The organism is Burkholderia sp. AU30280, from assembly GCF_020420125.1.
In the GTDB taxonomy this organism is placed as follows: domain Bacteria; phylum Pseudomonadota; class Gammaproteobacteria; order Burkholderiales; family Burkholderiaceae; genus Burkholderia.
Genome location: NZ_JAIZRY010000030.1, coordinates 1 through 17,741 on the forward strand (window position 1 = coordinate 1; position 17,741 = coordinate 17,741).

The window sequence follows — 17,741 nt, forward strand, 5'->3', positions numbered from 1 at the left end:
ACGAGCGTGGTGACGACGCTCGGGCCGATGGCGAAACTCGACGTCGCAGGTGACGCGTCGATTACGACGGGCGGCAACTTCCAGCAGAACGCGGGCAATTTGTCGGTCGGTGGCAACCTTGGCATGAATGTCGGCGGTAACTGGGATCTCGGCGCGGTGCAGACTGGCGAGCACAAGATCGTGCAGCGCGCGAACGGCGTGTCCAACACCGACATCAACAAGGTTACCGGCAGCTCGGTGACGGTTGGTGGGCAGTCGATGATCGGTATTGGTGGCGATCTGTCCGCCAAGGGCGCGCAGATCGACCTTGGCCAGGGCGGGACGATTGCGGCCAAGGGCAACGTGACGCTCGACGCAGCGAGTGCGACCTCGACGGTGAACAGCAACAGTTCGGGCAGCGACAGTCACGGCAGCTACGCGGAAACGCTGCATACGTCGGATCAGGCGCTGACCGGGACGACGCTCAAGGGTGGCGACACGGTGAATATCGTGTCGGGCAAGGACATTACGCTCTCCGGTAGCGCAATCAGCCTTGACAAGGGTAACGCGAACTTGCTGGCGGCCGGCGACGTGAATGTCGGCGCGGCGACCGAGACGCATGAGCTGAACTCACACGAGACGCATAGCCACAGCAATGTCGTGAGCGGCGTGAAGGTCGCGAGCGGGATCGATCAGACGATGACGCTGAATCAGGGCAGTCTGGTATCAGCGGACGGCGTGAACATTGTCAGCGGCAAGGACGTCAATGTTCAGGGCAGCACCATCGTCGGAACGAACGACGTGACACTCACGGCAGCGCGCAACATGACGGTTACGACGTCACAGGATAGCTTGCAGTCGTCGAGCTACTACGACAAGAAGGAGTCCGGGCTGATGGCGGGTGGCGGCCTGTCGGTGTCGGTTGGCAGCAGTTCGCTGAAGACGACCAGTCAGACGACCGAGGTGTCGAACAACGGCAGTACGATCGGTTCGTTGAAGGGCAACGTCAGCATGACGGCCGGGAACGATCTGCACGTGACCGGAAGTGACCTGATCGCGGCGCAGAACCTGAGTGGTACAGGCGCGAACGTGACGATCGACGCAGCGCAGGATACGAGTCACCGTGGCGAGACGCAGGAAGTGTCGAAGAGCGGCCTGACGCTGGCGCTGAAGGCGCCGGTGATCGACGCGGTGTCGAATGCCGTGGGTCAATCGCGTGCGTCCAGCAATAGTCAGGATGGTCGGGCAGCGGCGCTGCACGGGATGGCCGCGGCGAGCGCGGCGTGGGATGCGAACGTTGCCGCGGGCGACGTGGTTCGGGCGCTGGGGGCGGGCGAAACGCCTCAGTTCAAGGTCGAAGTCAGCGTTGGCAGCAGTCACAGCAAGAGCGCATTCTCCGAGGACAGTGTGACGAATCGCGGCTCGAACGTGAATGCGGGCGGGACGGTGGCGTTTGCGGCGACCGGCAACGGTCAGGCTGGTAGCGGCAATGTGACGATCGCCGGCTCGAACGTGAACGCGAACGACGTGATCCTGGCGGCGAAAAATCAGGTCAATATCGTCAATACGACGGACACCGACTCCACGCGCAGCACAAATGAATCGAAGAGCGCGAGCGTGGGCGTGTCGGTCGGCACGGGCGGCTTTGGGATTTCGGCGGCGATGTCGAAGGCCAACGGCGACGGCAACAGCGATCTGGCCACACAGAACAACAGCCATGTAAATGCGGCAAACGGTGTGACGATCATCTCGGGCGGCGATACGAACATCATCGGCTCGAACGTGAAGGGCAATCAGGTGAATGCCGATGTGGGCGGGAATCTGAACATCGTCAGCGTGCAGGACACGCTGTCGAGCGCGGCACATCAGTCGAGTTCGGGCGGCGGGTTCAGCGTCAGTCAGGGCGGCGCCAGTGCGAGCTTCAGCCAGAGCAAGGGCAATGCGTCGGGCAGCTATGCGGGCGTCAATGAACAGACCGGGATTCAAGCGGGCGACGGCGGCTTCAATATCAACGTCACCGGCAATACCGACCTGAAAGGCGGCCTGATTGCGAGCGCCGCGGATGCGTCGAAGAATTCGCTGACGACGGGTTCCCTCTCTTACTCCGACATCCAGAACCAGTCGCACTACGATGCGAGCTCGAGCGGCTTCAGTGCGGGTGCAACGACCGGCGATGGTGGGATGAACTACAGCACGCACGGCAGCACGTCGGGCAAGAATGCTGGTGGTGGCGCACCCATGCTTGGCCAGAACGACAGCGGCAGCGACAGTGCGACGACGAAGAGCGGCGTCAGCGCGGGGACGGTGACGATTACGGATTCGGTGAACCAGAAGCAGGATCTTGCCAGCCTGAACCGCGATACGACGAACACGAACGGTACGGTTGCCAAACTTCCCGACATGCAGAACCTGCTGGCCAATCAGTCGGACATGATGGCAGCGGCCAGCGCAGCTGGCGAAGCGGTGTCGCGCCGGATTGGGGACTACGCTGACGAGATGAAACGGCAAGCCGAGAAGAATGGTGACCAGGCAGGTGTCGACGCGTGGAAGGAAGGCGGAGCGAACCGCGCGCTGATGCAGGGTGCGGGCGCGGCGCTAGTGACCGGACTGGCGGGCGGCAACGCGGTCGGTGGAGCGGCCGGCGCGGCGATTGCGTCGATCGCGTCGAGCAAGCTGAACGAGCTGAGCAGCGCGATCGCAGGCAGCGACCCGACCGGCAACGCCAATATGAATCAGGCGCTGGGCAACATTGTGGCGAACGCGCTTGCGACGGGTGCCGGTGCCGCAGTTGGCGGTGAAGCTGGGGCGTTTTCCGGATACAACGTTGACCGGTTCAACCGGCAGCTCCACCCGGACGAAAGACAGTGGGCGAAGGATAAGGCAAAGGACTTCGCGAAGTTCTATGAAGAAAGGACCGGGAAGGCACTCACTGCGGAGCAGGCGCAGAATATGCTGCTGGCAAACGGCTATCGTTTGGTGGATGCGGCGGCAAGCAAGGGGCCGGGAGGGGACGCAACCGCGGTGGCCTATATCAGTCAGAATGGTGGCGGGCTGTTCCATGCGACGTCGGCAGAGTACAACAGCCCGTTCTTGTCTGGAAACAAGGATGGTTCGCTGACGCCGGAGCAGAGAGCGTTGCCGGGCGCGGTGGCTAATCCAAAGGCCGGCCTCGTCATTGCCGGCGGGTTGGTAACTGCTGGACTGGCGCCAGAGATTGCCGCCGGGTTAGCCGCTATCCAGGGCGCGCCAATTTTTGGTTCGACCGGAGCTTTGGGGTCCAGCGCGTGGGCGTCGCCTGTTGGTATTGGCGTCCTAACTGGTGGTGTAAATGCGACTTCGCAGTACATTCAGAATGGCGCGGTCAATCCAGTTGATGTTGGGTATGCGGCAATGGCTGGCGGAGCAGGGACTTATACCAAGTTCTTTGGGAATGTCGTAATAAACGCAGTCACAGGTGCTCTTGATACTGTCACTAACAATGCGATTTCTGGCAAACACGACAGCATTGCAACCGGTGCAGCAATGAACGCGGGTGCGGCGGCTATTGGCTATGGGACGGGAGTCGCCATGCAAAATCTTATTTCTGCGTTGGCGAAGTCCGGGATGGGTAGCTTCGGTTGGTCCGGAACTGGAGTTTGGGCGGGATCGTCGGGGCAAAATCTGTTTAACCCGAACAATGTTCCTGCAATTAGTGCTGGTATCGGTGGTGCAGTCGGCGCTGAAGCAGGAACGAAAGCGATAAACGATGCCAAATCTCGGATTGGGAAATGAAGAAATGCTTAAATTGATTGCCTTATATTTAGCTGCTTTCCTGCTGTCATTTCTGTGCTTTGCCTCCATAAAGGCGTTTGTAATGATTTTTGTGGCCTATTTTTATGGTGGCGGTTTCTTGTGGGCGAGCAGCGATACGAGATTCGTTTTAGTGAATGGCATTCTGTTGGGGCTTGTTTTTTGCGTTTTCGCAACGGTGGCTTTTGTGCGAAAAAAATGATCCTCGATGATAATGAGCGATCTAATTTAATCGATAGTTACGCGACGTAGTTGTATAACTCGAGCGGCGCGGCCCGGACTGATGCTTGCATGCAAATCGATCGGAAGTGACGCATTGAAAGAGAGCACGCCCCAGCCGTAGTACGCGATTGCATATCTAGAAAAACACATGAAAACCATTTGCCGGGGGAATTCTGTTGCGGTAGCACTGCTTATCGCGACTGGTGTGTCGGCACAGGAAGCACCGCGCCTGATCGTTCCGGGAAACGACCAGCAAACCCGACAGCAGGAGGAAGCGCGCGAACGCGAGCGGACCGTCTCCGCGCCTGGGGTACGATCGAACGTGACGGCCAGCGCAGGCTATCCAGCGCTGCCATCCGAAACGCCTTGCTTCCGGATTGAGCATTTCGCACTCGACGTGCCCGATGCGCTGCCAGCTTCCGTGAAGTCGCAAGGCGCATCGGCGTTGCCGATGGATCGCTTTGCCTTCGCGCGCGAATGGCTCGACCGCTACACCGGCCAGTGTGTCGGCAAACAGGGGCTCGACGTGCTCGTCAAGGGCCTGTCGCAAGCGATCCTGGCGCGCGGGTACGTCACGACGCGCGTGCTGCTGTCCGAGCAGGATCTGTCGACCGGCACCCTGAAATTGTCGCTGATCCCCGGCGTGATCCGCCACATCCGCTTCGCCGACGAAAAGCTGCGCGGCACCTGGAAAACGGCCTTCCCGACCCGCGACGGCGCCCTGCTGAACCTGCGCGACCTCGAGCAAGGCCTCGAGCAGATGAAGCGCGTGTCGAGCCAGGACGTATCGATGCAGATCGTCCCCGCCGACGTGCCGGGCGAGAGCGACGTCGTGCTCGATGTGAAGCGCACCAAACCCTGGACGGTAGTCGCATCGATCGACAACTCGGGCACGCGTGCGACCGGCAGGTTGCAAGGCAATCTGTCGGTCGGCATCGACAACCCGCTTGGCCTGAACGACGTGTTCAACATCGGCGTCAGCCAGGATCTCGAACTCGGCGACAAGCGCCTTGGTTCGCACGGCTGGAACGGCTTCTATTCGATCCCATGGGGCTACTGGACGGCCACGCTGTCCGCATACACGAATACGTACTACCAGCAGATCGCCGGCGTGAACCAGACATTCGTCGCGAGCGGCAATTCGAAGACGGTCGATTTGAAGCTGGCCCGTGTGCTGGCACGCAGCCAGAACGACGTGTTCGGTGGATATTTCCGGCTGTCGCGCCGATTCAGGCAGAGCTTCATCGAAGACACCGAGATTTCGCAGCAGCGCCGCAATAACACGATGATCGAACTCGGCTTGACCGATCGCCACTACTTCGGCGGCGCGCAGTTCGATGGCTCACTTGCATATCGTCAAGGCGTCGGCGGGTTCGGCGCGCAGGATGATGTGTTGGCGGCAGGCGATGGCCAGACCTTTCGCTTCAAGATGGCGGTACTCGACGCGAACCTGTCGGTGCCGTTCGCGATCGCACAGCAGCCGTTCCGGTACGTCACGACATTTCACGGCCAGTACACGGGTAACACGCTGCACTACATCGACGATCTGACAATCGGTAGCCGCTACACGGTGCGCGGCTTCGACGGCGAAACGATGCTCGCCGCAGCACGCGGCTTCTACTGGCGCAACGAGCTACAGGCACCGATCGGGCAGACGGGACAGGCAGTTTATGCGGGACTCGACTATGGTCGCGTATGGGGCCCGCAGCCTGTCGTCCTCGTCGGGACGCAGTTGGCCGGCGCCGTGATCGGCATAAAGGGCAGCGTGGGCACGCGATTCGGAGCCTACGCGTACGATCTCTTCGCCGGTACGCCTGTCTACAAGCCGTCGGGTTTTCCAACCGCGCGAGTGACGCTCGGTTTTCAGGTGACTGCTCAGTTCTGAAGACAATGAGTCAAGGTACTTCTCCGACACGTACACGTCGCAAGCTCGATGTTGCATATGCCCGTCTGGTCGAGATTGCCGCCGAACGGCGGGCTTACGCTTCTGACGCTCGAATGGCGAGGGCTGAAGTCCTACTATGAATTCCGCTGCCAATCGGGCCATGACTTCACGCGCATAGGCACTGTCACGCTAACGACAGCGGCTGCGACTGGAGCAGCAGTTTCCGGTGGCATCTATACCGGTGGAGCGACGGCCGGCGCTGGCGTAGCCACATTCAAGGGGAACAACTTCTACGATAGTTTTAGTCAGAACTTCTCACTAGCCGGACTGACTACTGCGACGACACTTGGTGCCTATAATTCTATGTTTACTACCTCTATGTTGGGCTGGGCGGGAATTCCTAATTCGATCATGAATGTCGCAACTATTCCAGGGTTTGTGATCCGTGGAGTCGGGCTTGCGCTAGGTCAAACCGCTGGTAGGGCAGCGCGGGCAATCGTGAAGACTGGTGAACCTCATAAGCAATAAGGAGTGGAGATGTCGCTTGAATCCATAAGTGGCCTTATAGGAGGATTCTTCGGGCCAGTTTTCGGAAGGATTCTCGGGAAATTTCGTCTCTGGAAGGTTTTCGTCGCATCAATGTTGCTTATATATCTAGGATTGTTTGCGGCGGGGATTGTGGTGGTTGGCTTCAGGGATACAGTATCAAGATTTGGTGAATTCCTTACACCTTTCGCGCTGCTTGTATTTGTGGGTTTGTCTGCCACTGTCACTTTCGTTACATTTTTAGGGCGTGTCGCACAAAAAAACCGAGAGAACTGACCGACCTGCCCTCCTATTGTGACTGCCTTCATATCGGCAAGGAGTGATGTTTGGAAACCATTATCCGAACGGTATTGGGCCGAATCGACCGTCTACGCAGCAGGTTCAGAACAGCGTCAACCACGACCAAGCAAACCGCAATCTCATGGGGGGAGGTGTCATTGCAGCAGCGACAGGAGGTGCGCTCGTCGTCGGTGGTCCAGTAGCAGCGGCTGCTGGTGGACTGGGGTATGCCACAATTGGCGCCGTGACCGGTGGCGGCATGGACGCCGCTGGACAGTATGCGCAATCGGGGACGATCCGGCCGCTGAGTCTGTGTTTGCCGGAGCGCCCGGCGCTGTAAGCGGTCCGATTAGCGCGAATGTAGGATTTCTTAATAACATCCTTTTGGGTGTTGCTGGGGGTGTGGTGTACTCAGCATTCAACAATGCTTACTACGGTGAATCAAACAGCCTTTCGTACTCTGGTGCATTGGGCGGACTTGGTGCAGCCGGTGGATATTTTATTGGGGCTACTACGACGTTGGGGTTATCCAAAATTCTCAAGCCGTTTGTATATGAAAATTTTAATCCAGCCATACCCGCTCTCCTGCAGCCGAGGGTTACAAATCCAGTTCCGGGGCTCGCCGGCGCTTTGTCAGAAGGGGTCGCAGGTGGAACGTCATATTTTGTACCAGGCAAAGAAACGCCAAAATGAGACTATCAAAAATAGATAAATTAATATTTGATGGGAGCCTGAAAGGCACGTGTTTCAGGGTTCTTGGCATGGTCATTGTTTACTTTGGAATAAAGTACCTTCCTATGGCAATCAATTGGGGAGTGGAAAATTGGAACTTTTCTCCGCTGTCGCCCAAGCAAGTAGAAAATCACGATGGCATAGTGACGGCATTCGGCTGGGCATTTTGTGTTGCGCTATCTATCGAGATAATTAGGTAGGTGGTTGTGGCATTTAGGCGACTCCGATAAGACCTCTGGGTCCGTAGTTACATGTTTAGAATAAGTGCGAGAAAACGAGGCGCAAAGGGGGGGCGTTCATGTAGACAACATTGCTTCGCAGACGGTGACAAGTTTATTTTGCTCTACGATTGCCGAATCACCGCTTGCACAGCCAGTTCGTTATTTCGCGCGATCAGACCTGGATCGTCGACGTCTCGCGCGCATTCATCGTCACGGCGAGCGGAGGAAACGTGGCCGCGCTGCGCATCGCGCCGTAGAACTTGTTCATCACGACGTCGATGCCGCAGTTCGGCATCATGCGGCCGAGCCCATGCGAATACAGCACCTCGGGTTCCAGCGGAAAACAGCGATCGAGCAGGAAACGCGCGCCGGCCGGCGAGATCGTGTACGCGCAGATCCCGTAGAACTCGAGCAGGTTCATCACGAGCACCGGACCGCGGTCGCTCTGGAAATCGCCGATCGCATCGGTGAGCGCCGCCTCGTCGAAGCGCATCGTCACCGGCGTACGGCTGTTGAAGATCGACCCGCGCAGGATCGAATCGAAGTTGTAGCCCCACGCGACGAAATCGTGACGCCCGGGGTTGTCGCGCAGGAATTGCTGCGTGGCGTCGTGGAAGTCCGGCCGGAAGATCGCATCGTCTTCGGCGATCGTCACGAGTTCGCTGCCGGAGGCGATATCGGTCCACAAGCGGTGCGTGGTCATCGCGATGCCGAACGCGCCGCGCGTGTACGGCAGCCCGGGCGCGAACAGGCCGGAAGCCGCGAGATCGTCATCCGACAGCGCACGCCCGTCGATCGCGTCGACGAACGCGAAATCCAGATGGGGATTGTTGGCGCGGAACGCGCGCCGGCGCGCGTGGCTGCGGCGTAGCGAAATGACCTGGACGGTCGGGCGCACGGCCGGCTCTCCGGCAAGCGAGGCGGGCATGTTCGTCGCCCTCATTGCCAGCCCGTCACGACCGAGATCCCGAACACGATGCCGAGCACGATGCCCACCGCGCGGCCTTGCAGGGTCGGCTTCAACGCGGCCGGCTCGAAGTACGGATCGATCGCGTCCACCCGGTTGCGCCATGCGGCGAACACCGGCGGCACGAGCAGCACGAACGCCATCAGCAACGCCGTGACCAGCGTGACCGACAGGCCGCCCGCATTCCATCGCGTGCCGGTTTCGATCACGAAATACACGAGCGCGACGGTCGCCGAACTCGCGATCATGCTGACCACCGCGCCTTTCACCAGATTATCTGCATCACTCATCGACTGTCCTCCATCGCCAGATTCATGCCGATCGATATCGGCGGATGCTGCGTATTACAGGCGAGTTGGACGCGAATCTCTATCGGACGGGTCTTATTGTCCGGGGGCGGCACGGCGGAATCGGACCCGGCCTATACCGGCAGAGGCCCGGGCCGCCGCAGTGGGGCTCCTCGAACCAAGGCGACGCATGCGCCGCAGACAGGGCGGCAACACGCCGCGCCGCCCCGCCCGGCTGGCAGCCGGCGCGACGCATCGTGTGAGCCCTTTTAGGACTGGTCCGATTCAGTTGCCGACCGTGCGTGCTTAAAGTGGAACCCATCCCGGCGCCGGGCCTTCCGCCGCAACCGGCATGACGCCCCGACGCCTTCGCGCCCGGAACGTCTCGACACGAACGTTCGGCGCCCCTTTCCCGACTGACGATGCAACCGATCGCCGCGCCGATGCGCGAACGGTTTCCCGGAGCGATTTCACATGCAGATCACGACGCACGACATGCCCCCTCTCGCCGACCGCCCGCATCTGCGGGACAACCACGACGATGCCATTCAGGCCGCATCGACCGGCGCGCAAGCGGCGCCCGGGACGCTCGACGCATCCGTCGCCGACACCACGCAGGCGCTGATCGATCGCGGCGACCTCACGCGCGCCGTCGAGCTTGCCGCCGAGCACTGGCGGATGCATCCCGCGTCGCCGGCGGCGGCGTTCAACTACGGTTACGCGCTCCAGGTGGCCGGCCGTCACGCGGAAGCGATCGCGCCGTACCGCAGGACGCTCGACCTGGCGCCCGCGTGGCCGTCGCTGAAGAACAATCTCGCGCTCGCGATCCGCCTGTCGGGCGGCGATCCCGACGAGGAACACGCGTTCATCGAAGGCGCGCTCGACGACGATCCGAAAGACGCCCGGGCCTGGACGAATGCGGTGATCACGCGTCTCGACCGGTTCGACCTGGACGGCGCGCGACGCGCGGCCACGCGTGCCGTGTGGCTCGCGCCGGACAACCCGCTCGCGACGAACAACGCGGTCACGATGTTCAAGGAGGCGCAGGAGTGGGGCGACGCCGAGCGGTATGCGCTGCACACCTGCGCGCTCGATCCGCACAACCCGGCACGCCGCTACAACCTGTCGCTGCTGCGCCTCGCGCGCGGCGAGTTCGCGTCGGGCTGGGCCGATTACGAAACCCGCTGGAGCGGCGCGGGCGAGCTGCGCGGCAAGCTGCCCGAATTCGCGCGGCCGCGCTGGCGCGGCGAATCGCTCGCGGGCAAAACGCTGCTCGTCTGGGGCGAACAAGGGCTCGGCGACGTGCTGCAGTTCAGCCGCTACGTGCCGCTGCTCGCGGAGCGCGTGCATCGGGAAGGCGGTCGCATCGTGTGGAACGTGTTTCCGAAGCTGGGCGCACTGATCGCGCGCAGCCTCGGCCATCACGTCGACATTCTCGACGCCGGCATCCAGATCGAACGCCTGCCCGACCACGACTACGAACTGCCGCTGATGAGCATTCCGTGGATGCTCGGCCTCGACGCCGACGCGCTCGCCACGTCCGTGCCCTATCTCCATGCGGACGCCGCGGCCACCGACGCATGGCGCACGGCGCTCGCCGGCGAACGACGGATGAAGGTCGGCCTCGCATGGACCGGCAGCCTCACGCACCAGCGCAACCGCTTCCGCCGGGTCGGGCTCGAACGCTACGCGGACGCATTCGGCAACTTGCAGCAGGACGTCGCGTTCTACTCGCTGCAGCCGGGTGCGCAGCACGACATCGAGGCAGCGCGCGCGGCCGGCTTCGAGGTGACGGACCTGACACGCGAATGGAACACGTTCGACGACACCGCCGCGTTCATCGGCGCACTCGATCTCGTGATCACCGTGTGCACGTCGGTCGCGCACCTGAGCGGCGCGCTCGGCCAGCCCACGTGGGTGCTGCTCGATGCGAACCCGCACTGGGTCTGGCAGCACGACCGGCGCGACAGCCTGTTCTATCCGGGCGCGTCGCTGTACCGGCAACGGACCTTCGCCGACTGGGGGCCCGTGCTCGACGAGGCCGCGGCGGATCTGCGCGATCTCGCCCGCCGCGAAGTCGAATAACCGGGAGCGCGGCATGCACTACAACATCTGCGTCGTCCGGCCACCGGACAACCCGCATACGGCGGCGTTCGACGAACTCGCGGAAGTCATTGCGTACGGGTTGCACGATCTCGGCCACGCCGTCCACATGAACGACAACGTCCTGATGCCCGGCGCGCGCAACATCATGATCGGCTGCCATCATGCCGAGCCGCGCTCGATCGAACACGTGCCGGCCGACACGATCATCGTCAACACGGAGCAGATTCACGTGGACGAGCGCGACTGGAACGAGCGGATCTACTTCTGGACCTCCCGCTTCGAAACCTGGGACTACAGCGAGCGCAATCTCGCGAAGCTTCACAGCGTCGGCATACGCGATACGCGTCATCTGAAGCTCGGTTTTCATCCGGCGCTGCGCCGCATTCCGACGAACGTCGCGCAAGACATCGACGTGCTTTTCTATGGTTCGATCGGGCCGCGACGCCAAGTCGTACTCGATGCGCTGGCCGCGCGCGGGCTGAAGGTATGCGCCGTTTATGGCGTGTACGGCGAAGCGCGTGACGCGCTGATCGCGCGCGCGAAAGTCGTGCTGAACCTGCATCACTATGCGTCGCACATCTTCGAGATCGTGCGCGTGTTCTACCTGATGACCAACGGCAAGGCGATCGTCGGCGAAGTGTCGCCGACGACGGCGGTCGACGCCGACTATGCGGGCGGGTTCCGCGCGGCGCCGTATGACGCACTGGTCGATGCCTGCGTCGAGCTGGTGCATCACGCCGAACAGCGTCGCAGGCTCGAGGCGGCGGCACTGGACACGATCGCGCGGATGCCGCAGGCACGGGAACTCGCCGCGCTGCTGACGCCGGAGACGGTGGCCGAATGAGCACACGGCGCATTCGATCGAGCGTCGCCCCAAGAATCAGGCCAGTCTGATTTCCCGGCGAAACACCATTCCGGACAATAGCGCTGCCGGATGACCGGGGCCGCCTCGCCGGTCGATCGATGCGACGCACACCGCTGCGTCCCGACGCCGCTTTCCGGAGCCGGCGCTTCTTCACACCGCGGCATTCGCCGCACGCAATCGGACGACATCATCATGAAAGCACGCGCCACCGTCCTGTGCCGACGCGGCGACCGGATTCTGCTGGTCGCCCGATCGCACGCCCGCTGGAAGCTACCCGGCGGCTGCCCCAAGCCCGGCGAATCGATGAGCGATGCAGCACGCCGCGAACTCGCGGAAGAAACCGGGCTGGCCTGCCGGAACCTGCGCTACCTGTTTCGCGCGGCCGGCAAACACAAGTTGCATCACGTGTTCCTGGCGGATCTCGACGCACACGCGACGGCCCGTCCGTCGCGGGAAATCGCGCACTGCGCGTGGGTCGACCGGCTGACGCTCGCGTCGATCGATTGCAGCGCACCGACGCCCGCGATCGTCGAACTCGCACTCGACATGACGCACGACGCGCCGCCCGTGACCTTCATGATTCATGTCGAAGCGGCGCAGGCCGTGCTGACGGAATGATTTTTTGAGGGGTCGCCGATGGGCGGAGGGTCTTGAGCAGAGGTCGCGGTGGGGGCGCCGCTGCGATTGGCGTGTATGAACCTGTCTCTTCTGGTCGCCAGCTTTGGCAAAAACACCAGCTCCCTGGTTGTATCGATAAAAAAACTCGGCGGGCCGCGAGCCCGCCGAGCCTCTTTCCGCATGCACGCATTACTGCTGAATCGTCGCCTGCGCGGCCAGCTTGTCGACCAGCGCGGTCATCGCGCTTTGCCGGGCCTGCTGCTCCAGTTGCTGTCGCAGCACGCCCTTGGCCTTGTCGAAGCTCGGCACGACCACCGGGCGCTTGTCGTCGAGCTTCACGAACGCGTACGCGTTGCCGATCCGGATCGGGCCGGACACGGCGCCCGGCTTCAGCGACGTCATCGCCTGCGCGAGCGGCATCGGCAGCCCGCCCGTACGGCCTTCGGCCAGCGGCGTCTTCAGCTCGCTCCACTCGGCCACGCCGCCGTTGGCGGTCGTGTTGTACTTCTTCGCGACCGTGTCGAAGGCCGCGCCCTGCTTCAGCTCGGCGGCCGCCGCATTCGCCTTCGCGGGATCGGCCACGGCCAGCACTTCCGCACGGTATTCGAACTGCGCCGCGTTCGCGACGATGTAGTCGTAACGCGCCTTCACCTGCGCATCGGTCACGCGCTGCGCGCCCAGCGCGTCGCGCAGGTACAGCTCGGCCGCCGCGCCAGCACGCGCACGCGACACGATGCCCTGCACTTCGGGGCGGCTGCCGTAGTTCGCCTTGTCGGCGGCCTGCTCGACCAGTTGGCGCACGATCAGGTCGCGCTTCACCGCGTCGCGCAGCGCCGGCGTATCGGCTTGCCCGGAGGCCTTGACGATCGTGTCCACGTCGCTCTGCACGATCGGCGTGTTGTTCACGACGGCGACGACGCCGGACGGCAGCGGGGCCGCGCCGGCCTCGGCCGCGACGACGCTCGTCATGCCGGTGGCGCAGACGAGTGCGATCACGGCGGGAATGGCTTGAATACGAGTCTTCATGATGGAGTCCTTGATGATTGACCGCGCACGAAGGCTGCGCGTCTAAACGATGAAAACGACATGGCGCCGGCGGCACCGCTCGATCGCGATGCTTCGTCGGTGATGCACCGCTCGGGGTGGATCGGAATCGCACATGACGCGGGGCGAACTGCCGCGCCGCATACCCGTTGCCGTGACCGGCGACGGCGATGCGCCGCATGCGGAACCCGTTGGCGGCCGCCAACAGGAAAGAGTGCCCTGCGCTCGCATACGGCAGCGTTGTTACGTTGGCCGCTCGGTCCACTCGATCGGCCGCGACCGTGCCCACCGGCCGCCGCAAGGCACTCTTTCCTGTCGCTCGGCCGGGCGTCGCGTTCCTTGCCGCGCATCGAGCGCGGAAAAAAGACGCCGCCCGCATCGGGCGGCGTTCGGAACGAAGACAAGCTTCGGATACGAGGTGTCGAACGAATCACCATGCAACCGTTCGACCGACACATTGTCGGCAGACACCGCCGACGACACAATCAGCCTAGTCCTACATCGGGCGGGTTTCGTCTCACCTCGATGAGAACCGCGGCGCGGCCTGGCTCGGCGCGTTCCCGTGACGGGTTCCGGATGGACAGCGCACGACGTCCCCCCTGAATCAGACCGGTCTGATTGGAACGCATCGGGCCCATACGAATAATGAAATGGCTCCCGGTCGGGCATGCATCCCGCGCCGCCGCGAGCGACTACTTTTCATCTTCCCGTAGCGAGGATCCCGTTTGAGTCATCGCATCAACCTGACGCAGGTCGTCACGGCCATCCGGCGAGCCGCGCTGCCGCTGTTTGCCGCCGTCATCGCCGGCGGCGCACATGCCGCCACCGCTCCCTCACAAGATCAGCACGACTTCGATTACGCCCATCAGCAGGCGTGGCAGATCGAATCGGGCGACTCGCAATCGCCGATCGACATTCGCTCGGGCGCCGTCGTGCAGGCGGAACGCTTGCCCGGCGTGAACGACGCGATCGTCGTACAGGTCGCGCGTGGCGGCGCGACCGTCGTGGACAACGGACACACCGTCCAGGTCGTACCGAAGGCAAGCGCCGCGATCATCCGCGGCCGTCACTTCAGATTGCTCCAGGCGCATTTCCACGCACCGGCCGAGCACACGATCGACGGCCGGCGTTATCCGCTCGAAGGCCATTTCGTGTTCCGTGCGCAGGACGGCCGGCTGGCCGTCGTGGCCGTGCTGTACCGCGCCGGCGCGGAAAACGCGCAGTTCGCGTCGATCGTGCGCGCGGCGCGGCGCGACGTTGCGTCGCCGCTCGCATCGTTCAATGCGGCACGACTGATGCCGGACGATCTCGACAGCTATTACCACTACCTCGGCTCGCTGACGACGCCGCCGCTCACCGAGAACGTCGAATGGTATGTGCTGCAGGAACCGGTGGAACTGTCGCAGGCCGACATCGCCGCGTTCACGCAGCACTACTCGCACAACGCGCGCGCCACGCAGCCGCTGAACGGGCGCCCGCTGCTGAACTATCGACCGAACTGACGCACGCGGTCCGCAAAAAAAAACGCCGCCCCAACGGGCGGCGCATCGAACGAAGCCTCGCTTCGGATACGGAGAATCGAACGACAATCACCCAACGTTCGACCCGCCGCATTGTCGCGGAGCAATAGCCCGCGACGCAATCGGACCGGTCCGAGCACACGCCCATTTTCAGACTGGGCCGATTCATTTCGGCCATCCCCGCATTCGACAATGCTTCCACCCTGCCCGATCCGCTTGCCGGTGCCGCCGGCCGGGAAATCGACCACACAGGAAAAGCATATGAACGATGCAGGATCGCCTACCCGCCATGCCGACACCGCCGCCAATGCGCGGAGCGATTCCGGCGGCCACACACTGCAGCGCGGCCTGACCTGGAAAGATGCGTTCTGGGTCACGAGCGGCGTGCCCGCCGGCGTGCTGTTCACGATCGGCGGCGTGTCCGCGACGATCGGCCACCCCGCATGGGCGATCTGGATCGCCGCGATCACGATGGGCCTGATCCAGAGCGCGACCTACGCGGAAATCTCCAGCCTGTTTCCGCACAAATCGGGCGGCGCGTCGGTGTACGGCGCGATCGGCTGGGTGCGCTACAGCAAGCTGATTGCCCCGGTTTCCGTGTGGTGCAACTGGCTCGCGTGGTCGCCGATGCTCGCGCTCGGCTGCGGCCTCGCGGCGAGTTATGCGCTCACGAGCCTCTTTACCGCCGATGCGGCGGTGCTGACCTGGCAGCTCAAGCTGGCCGACCTGAGCTTCATCAAGCCCGGCCTGTCGCTGCGGATCAACGCGATCTTCATCATCGCGGCGATCCTGTTGCTGATCACGTTCAAGCTTCAGCACAGCGGCGCGTCGAAGGCCGCGAAGACGCAGCGCATTCTCGGTATCGCGTCGCTCACGCCGCTCTTGATCGTCGGTATCGTGCCGTTCGTCTTCGGCGACGTGCCGATGTCGAACCTGCTCCCGCTGCTGCCGCTCGGCCATGACGCGCACGGCAACCTCACGGCCGCGACCTTCGGCGCGTGGAACGGCCAGGGCGTGACGATGGCGCTCGGCGCGATGTTCATGGCCGGCTGGGCGTCGTACGGCTTCGAAACGGCCGTGTGCTACACGCGCGAATTCCGCGACCCGCGCCGCGATACGGCCAAGGCGATCTTCTGGTCGGGCGCGCTGTGTCTCGTCGTGATGACGCTCGTGCCGATGGCGTTCCAGGGCGCGCTCGGCACGCAGGCGATGCTCGATCCCGCGATTCGCGACGGCACGGGCGTCGCCGCGGCCATGGCGAAGATCGTCGGCGGCGGCGCGTGGGTGGCGAACGCGGTCGTCGTGATGCTGATGCTGTCGATCCTGCTGATCGTGATGACGTCGATGATGGGCTCGTCGCGCACGCTGTACCAGGCGTCGGTCGACGGCTGGCTGCCGAAATACCTGTCGCACGTGAACGAACACGGCGCACCGACGCGCGCGATGTGGACCGATCTCGGCTTCAACCTCGTGCTGTTGATGATGTCGGACTACATGACGGTGCTGTCGATCTCGAACGTCTGCTACATGTTGTTCGTGTTCCTGAATTTGCAGTCGGGCTGGATTCACCGGATGGATCGCGGCAACCGGGATCGTCCGTTCCGCTGCCCGACCTGGCTGCTCGTCGCGGGCGCCGTCTGCGGCTATGCGAACCTCGTGTATGCGGGCGCGGGCGCCGATCTGCAAGGCGAAGGCACGCTGCGCAACGGGCTGATCGCGATGCTGCTGATCGTGCCGGTATTCGTCTACCGCCACTACTGGCAGGACCGCGGCCGGTTCCCCGCGCAGATGCAGCACGACATGGAGCTCGAGGTGCCCAAGCGCAGCATGTGGCTGAATCTCGCGCCGTATGCGGCGCTGATCGGCGCGGTGCTGACGGTCGCGGGTTCTTATTATTTTGCATGGGGCCGTTGAGCATGCAGCGCCGGGCGTTGCCCCAGCGGCGTTGATGGGATGACTTCAGAAAACGGAAATATTGCACGCTAAGGCCGGCACCGGCGTCGCGCTATCGCCTTCCAAATGCCTGATTGATCTCTCCGGCGCGCAGCACGTCGTCACCGTGTAGAGGTCGTCGCGATTGACGTATGACGCAGACTATCGCGCACGGTCGTCAATCCAGCGCCACGTGCGAGTGCATGGCTATGGCGCATCCAGTACGGACTTGCCCGCTGCAGCTTCTCGGCGAGCGCGGAATGGCTGACTTGAGGATATCGGCGGCCTGCAGGAATAACCTGCACATGATGTGCCACAGTCGCACGCCGGCAATGCCGGCGTCGCCGCATTCGCCAAGGCTCGCGACCAATGACGTGCTCGGCTTCCGCTGTTCGGGCGTAACCGGCAACCGCCGCTGTACAAAACACTGGTCGAGCGCGTCGCGCGCCAGCGGCGGCAGTGCCACCCGGCGATTACCTGTGACGGCAGAATCGGAAGCTTCAGGCGGGAAACTTCAGACCGTTGCGCCCGCAACCTGAATCCTGACCGGGATGCTCCGAGCCTTGAAAACGTGGAGGTATGTCGTTGCGGCGGACAGCGGGCCGGAAGTGGCCGTGTTGGACTGACTATTTTTGAGAAAGGGATTGTGAGTGCTCCGATAGACTGCGATCAAGGGGGCATGCACCGATGTGCGTCTGGAGGGGTGTGACATCCCCTTCGCGGATACATCCGCTGAAGACAATCCAGGG

At 62.8% G+C, this 17,741-nt stretch carries 11 protein-coding genes and 2 pseudogenes; 9 read left to right on the forward strand and 4 right to left on the reverse strand.

Annotated elements, in window-relative coordinates; all coding sequences use genetic code 11:
• The 4 genes and pseudogenes from LGN17_RS36955 to LGN17_RS36035 form a co-directional block, all read left to right on the forward strand.
• Positions 1 to 2,265 (forward strand): annotated as a pseudogene (locus LGN17_RS36955) (hemagglutinin repeat-containing protein); the annotation flags it as partial.
• Positions 2,266 to 3,754: 1,489 nt separating this feature from the next.
• The gene (locus tag LGN17_RS36025; protein WP_226201499.1) at positions 3,755 to 3,970 is read left to right on the forward strand and encodes a hypothetical protein; all 216 of its coding nucleotides are present in this window, start codon (positions 3,755 to 3,757) and stop codon (positions 3,968 to 3,970) included.
• Positions 3,971 to 4,138: 168 nt separating this feature from the next.
• Positions 4,139 to 5,875: a ShlB/FhaC/HecB family hemolysin secretion/activation protein gene (locus LGN17_RS36030; RefSeq protein ID WP_226201500.1), complete on the forward strand. Its 1,737-nt coding sequence runs from the start codon at positions 4,139 to 4,141 to the stop codon at positions 5,873 to 5,875.
• 537 nt (positions 5,876 to 6,412) lie between these two features.
• Positions 6,413 to 6,697, forward strand: coding sequence for a hypothetical protein (locus LGN17_RS36035; protein WP_175957500.1), 285 nt, complete (start codon positions 6,413 to 6,415; stop codon positions 6,695 to 6,697).
• Between the two features lie 1,128 nt (positions 6,698 to 7,825).
• On the opposite strand, the gene LGN17_RS36040 is transcribed toward LGN17_RS36035, so the two are convergent.
• Complete coding sequence (locus tag LGN17_RS36040; protein WP_226201501.1) at positions 7,826 to 8,581, reverse strand: glycosyltransferase family 25 protein; 756 nt, start codon at positions 8,579 to 8,581, stop codon at positions 7,826 to 7,828.
• A gap of 11 nt (positions 8,582 to 8,592) precedes the next feature.
• The gene (locus LGN17_RS36045; RefSeq protein WP_175957496.1) at positions 8,593 to 8,910 is read right to left on the reverse strand and encodes a hypothetical protein; all 318 of its coding nucleotides are present in this window, start codon (positions 8,908 to 8,910) and stop codon (positions 8,593 to 8,595) included.
• Between the two features lie 471 nt (positions 8,911 to 9,381).
• Here LGN17_RS36045 and LGN17_RS36050 point away from each other — a divergent pair, with 471 nt between their 5' ends.
• The 3 genes from LGN17_RS36050 to LGN17_RS36060 all read left to right on the forward strand — a co-directional run bounded on the left by LGN17_RS36050 (position 9,382) and on the right by LGN17_RS36060 (position 12,496).
• On the forward strand, positions 9,382 to 10,992 hold the full coding sequence (locus tag LGN17_RS36050; protein ID WP_226201502.1) for a hypothetical protein: 1,611 nt from the start codon (positions 9,382 to 9,384) through the stop codon (positions 10,990 to 10,992).
• A 13-nt stretch (positions 10,993 to 11,005) separates the two neighbouring features.
• A complete protein-coding gene (locus LGN17_RS36055) occupies positions 11,006 to 11,857 on the forward strand; it encodes a hypothetical protein (RefSeq protein WP_226201503.1) in 852 nt (283 codons plus the stop codon).
• Between the two features lie 213 nt (positions 11,858 to 12,070).
• Positions 12,071 to 12,496 carry an NUDIX hydrolase gene (locus LGN17_RS36060; protein WP_226201504.1) on the forward strand — a complete coding sequence of 142 codons (426 nt, stop codon included), beginning with the start codon at positions 12,071 to 12,073 and terminating at the stop codon, positions 12,494 to 12,496.
• Between the two features lie 189 nt (positions 12,497 to 12,685).
• On the opposite strand, the gene LGN17_RS36065 is transcribed toward LGN17_RS36060, so the two are convergent.
• The gene (locus LGN17_RS36065; RefSeq protein ID WP_226201505.1) at positions 12,686 to 13,522 is read right to left on the reverse strand and encodes a peptidyl-prolyl cis-trans isomerase; all 837 of its coding nucleotides are present in this window, start codon (positions 13,520 to 13,522) and stop codon (positions 12,686 to 12,688) included.
• A gap of 743 nt (positions 13,523 to 14,265) precedes the next feature.
• Here LGN17_RS36065 and LGN17_RS36070 point away from each other — a divergent pair.
• Both LGN17_RS36070 and LGN17_RS36075 read left to right on the forward strand, forming a co-directional pair.
• Positions 14,266 to 15,042, forward strand: a complete 777-nt coding sequence (locus LGN17_RS36070; RefSeq protein ID WP_226201506.1) for a carbonic anhydrase — start codon at positions 14,266 to 14,268, stop codon at positions 15,040 to 15,042.
• Between the two features lie 279 nt (positions 15,043 to 15,321).
• Positions 15,322 to 16,974, forward strand: a complete 1,653-nt coding sequence (locus LGN17_RS36075; protein ID WP_226201507.1) for an APC family permease — start codon at positions 15,322 to 15,324, stop codon at positions 16,972 to 16,974.
• Positions 16,975 to 17,065: 91 nt separating this feature from the next.
• On the opposite strand, the pseudogene LGN17_RS36080 reads toward LGN17_RS36075, so the two are convergent.
• Positions 17,066 to 17,461: pseudogene (locus LGN17_RS36080) on the reverse strand (integrase); the annotation flags it as partial.
• Positions 17,462 to 17,741 lie beyond the last annotated feature (280 nt).

Bases quoted from the DNA above. Each gene is read 5' to 3' on its own strand.
- LGN17_RS36025 (WP_226201499.1), top strand. From the start codon at position 3,755: ATGCTTAAATTGATTGCCTTATATTTAGCTGCTTTCCTGCTGTCATTT.
- LGN17_RS36030 (WP_226201500.1), top strand. From the start codon at position 4,139: ATGAAAACCATTTGCCGGGGGAATTCTGTTGCGGTAGCACTGCTTATC.
- LGN17_RS36035 (WP_175957500.1), top strand. From the start codon at position 6,413: ATGTCGCTTGAATCCATAAGTGGCCTTATAGGAGGATTCTTCGGGCCA.
- LGN17_RS36040 (WP_226201501.1), bottom strand. From the start codon at position 8,581: ATGCCCGCCTCGCTTGCCGGAGAGCCGGCCGTGCGCCCGACCGTCCAG.
- LGN17_RS36045 (WP_175957496.1), bottom strand. From the start codon at position 8,910: ATGAGTGATGCAGATAATCTGGTGAAAGGCGCGGTGGTCAGCATGATC.
- LGN17_RS36050 (WP_226201502.1), top strand. From the start codon at position 9,382: ATGCAGATCACGACGCACGACATGCCCCCTCTCGCCGACCGCCCGCAT.
- LGN17_RS36055 (WP_226201503.1), top strand. From the start codon at position 11,006: ATGCACTACAACATCTGCGTCGTCCGGCCACCGGACAACCCGCATACG.
- LGN17_RS36060 (WP_226201504.1), top strand. From the start codon at position 12,071: ATGAAAGCACGCGCCACCGTCCTGTGCCGACGCGGCGACCGGATTCTG.
- LGN17_RS36065 (WP_226201505.1), bottom strand. From the start codon at position 13,522: ATGAAGACTCGTATTCAAGCCATTCCCGCCGTGATCGCACTCGTCTGC.
- LGN17_RS36075 (WP_226201507.1), top strand. From the start codon at position 15,322: ATGAACGATGCAGGATCGCCTACCCGCCATGCCGACACCGCCGCCAAT.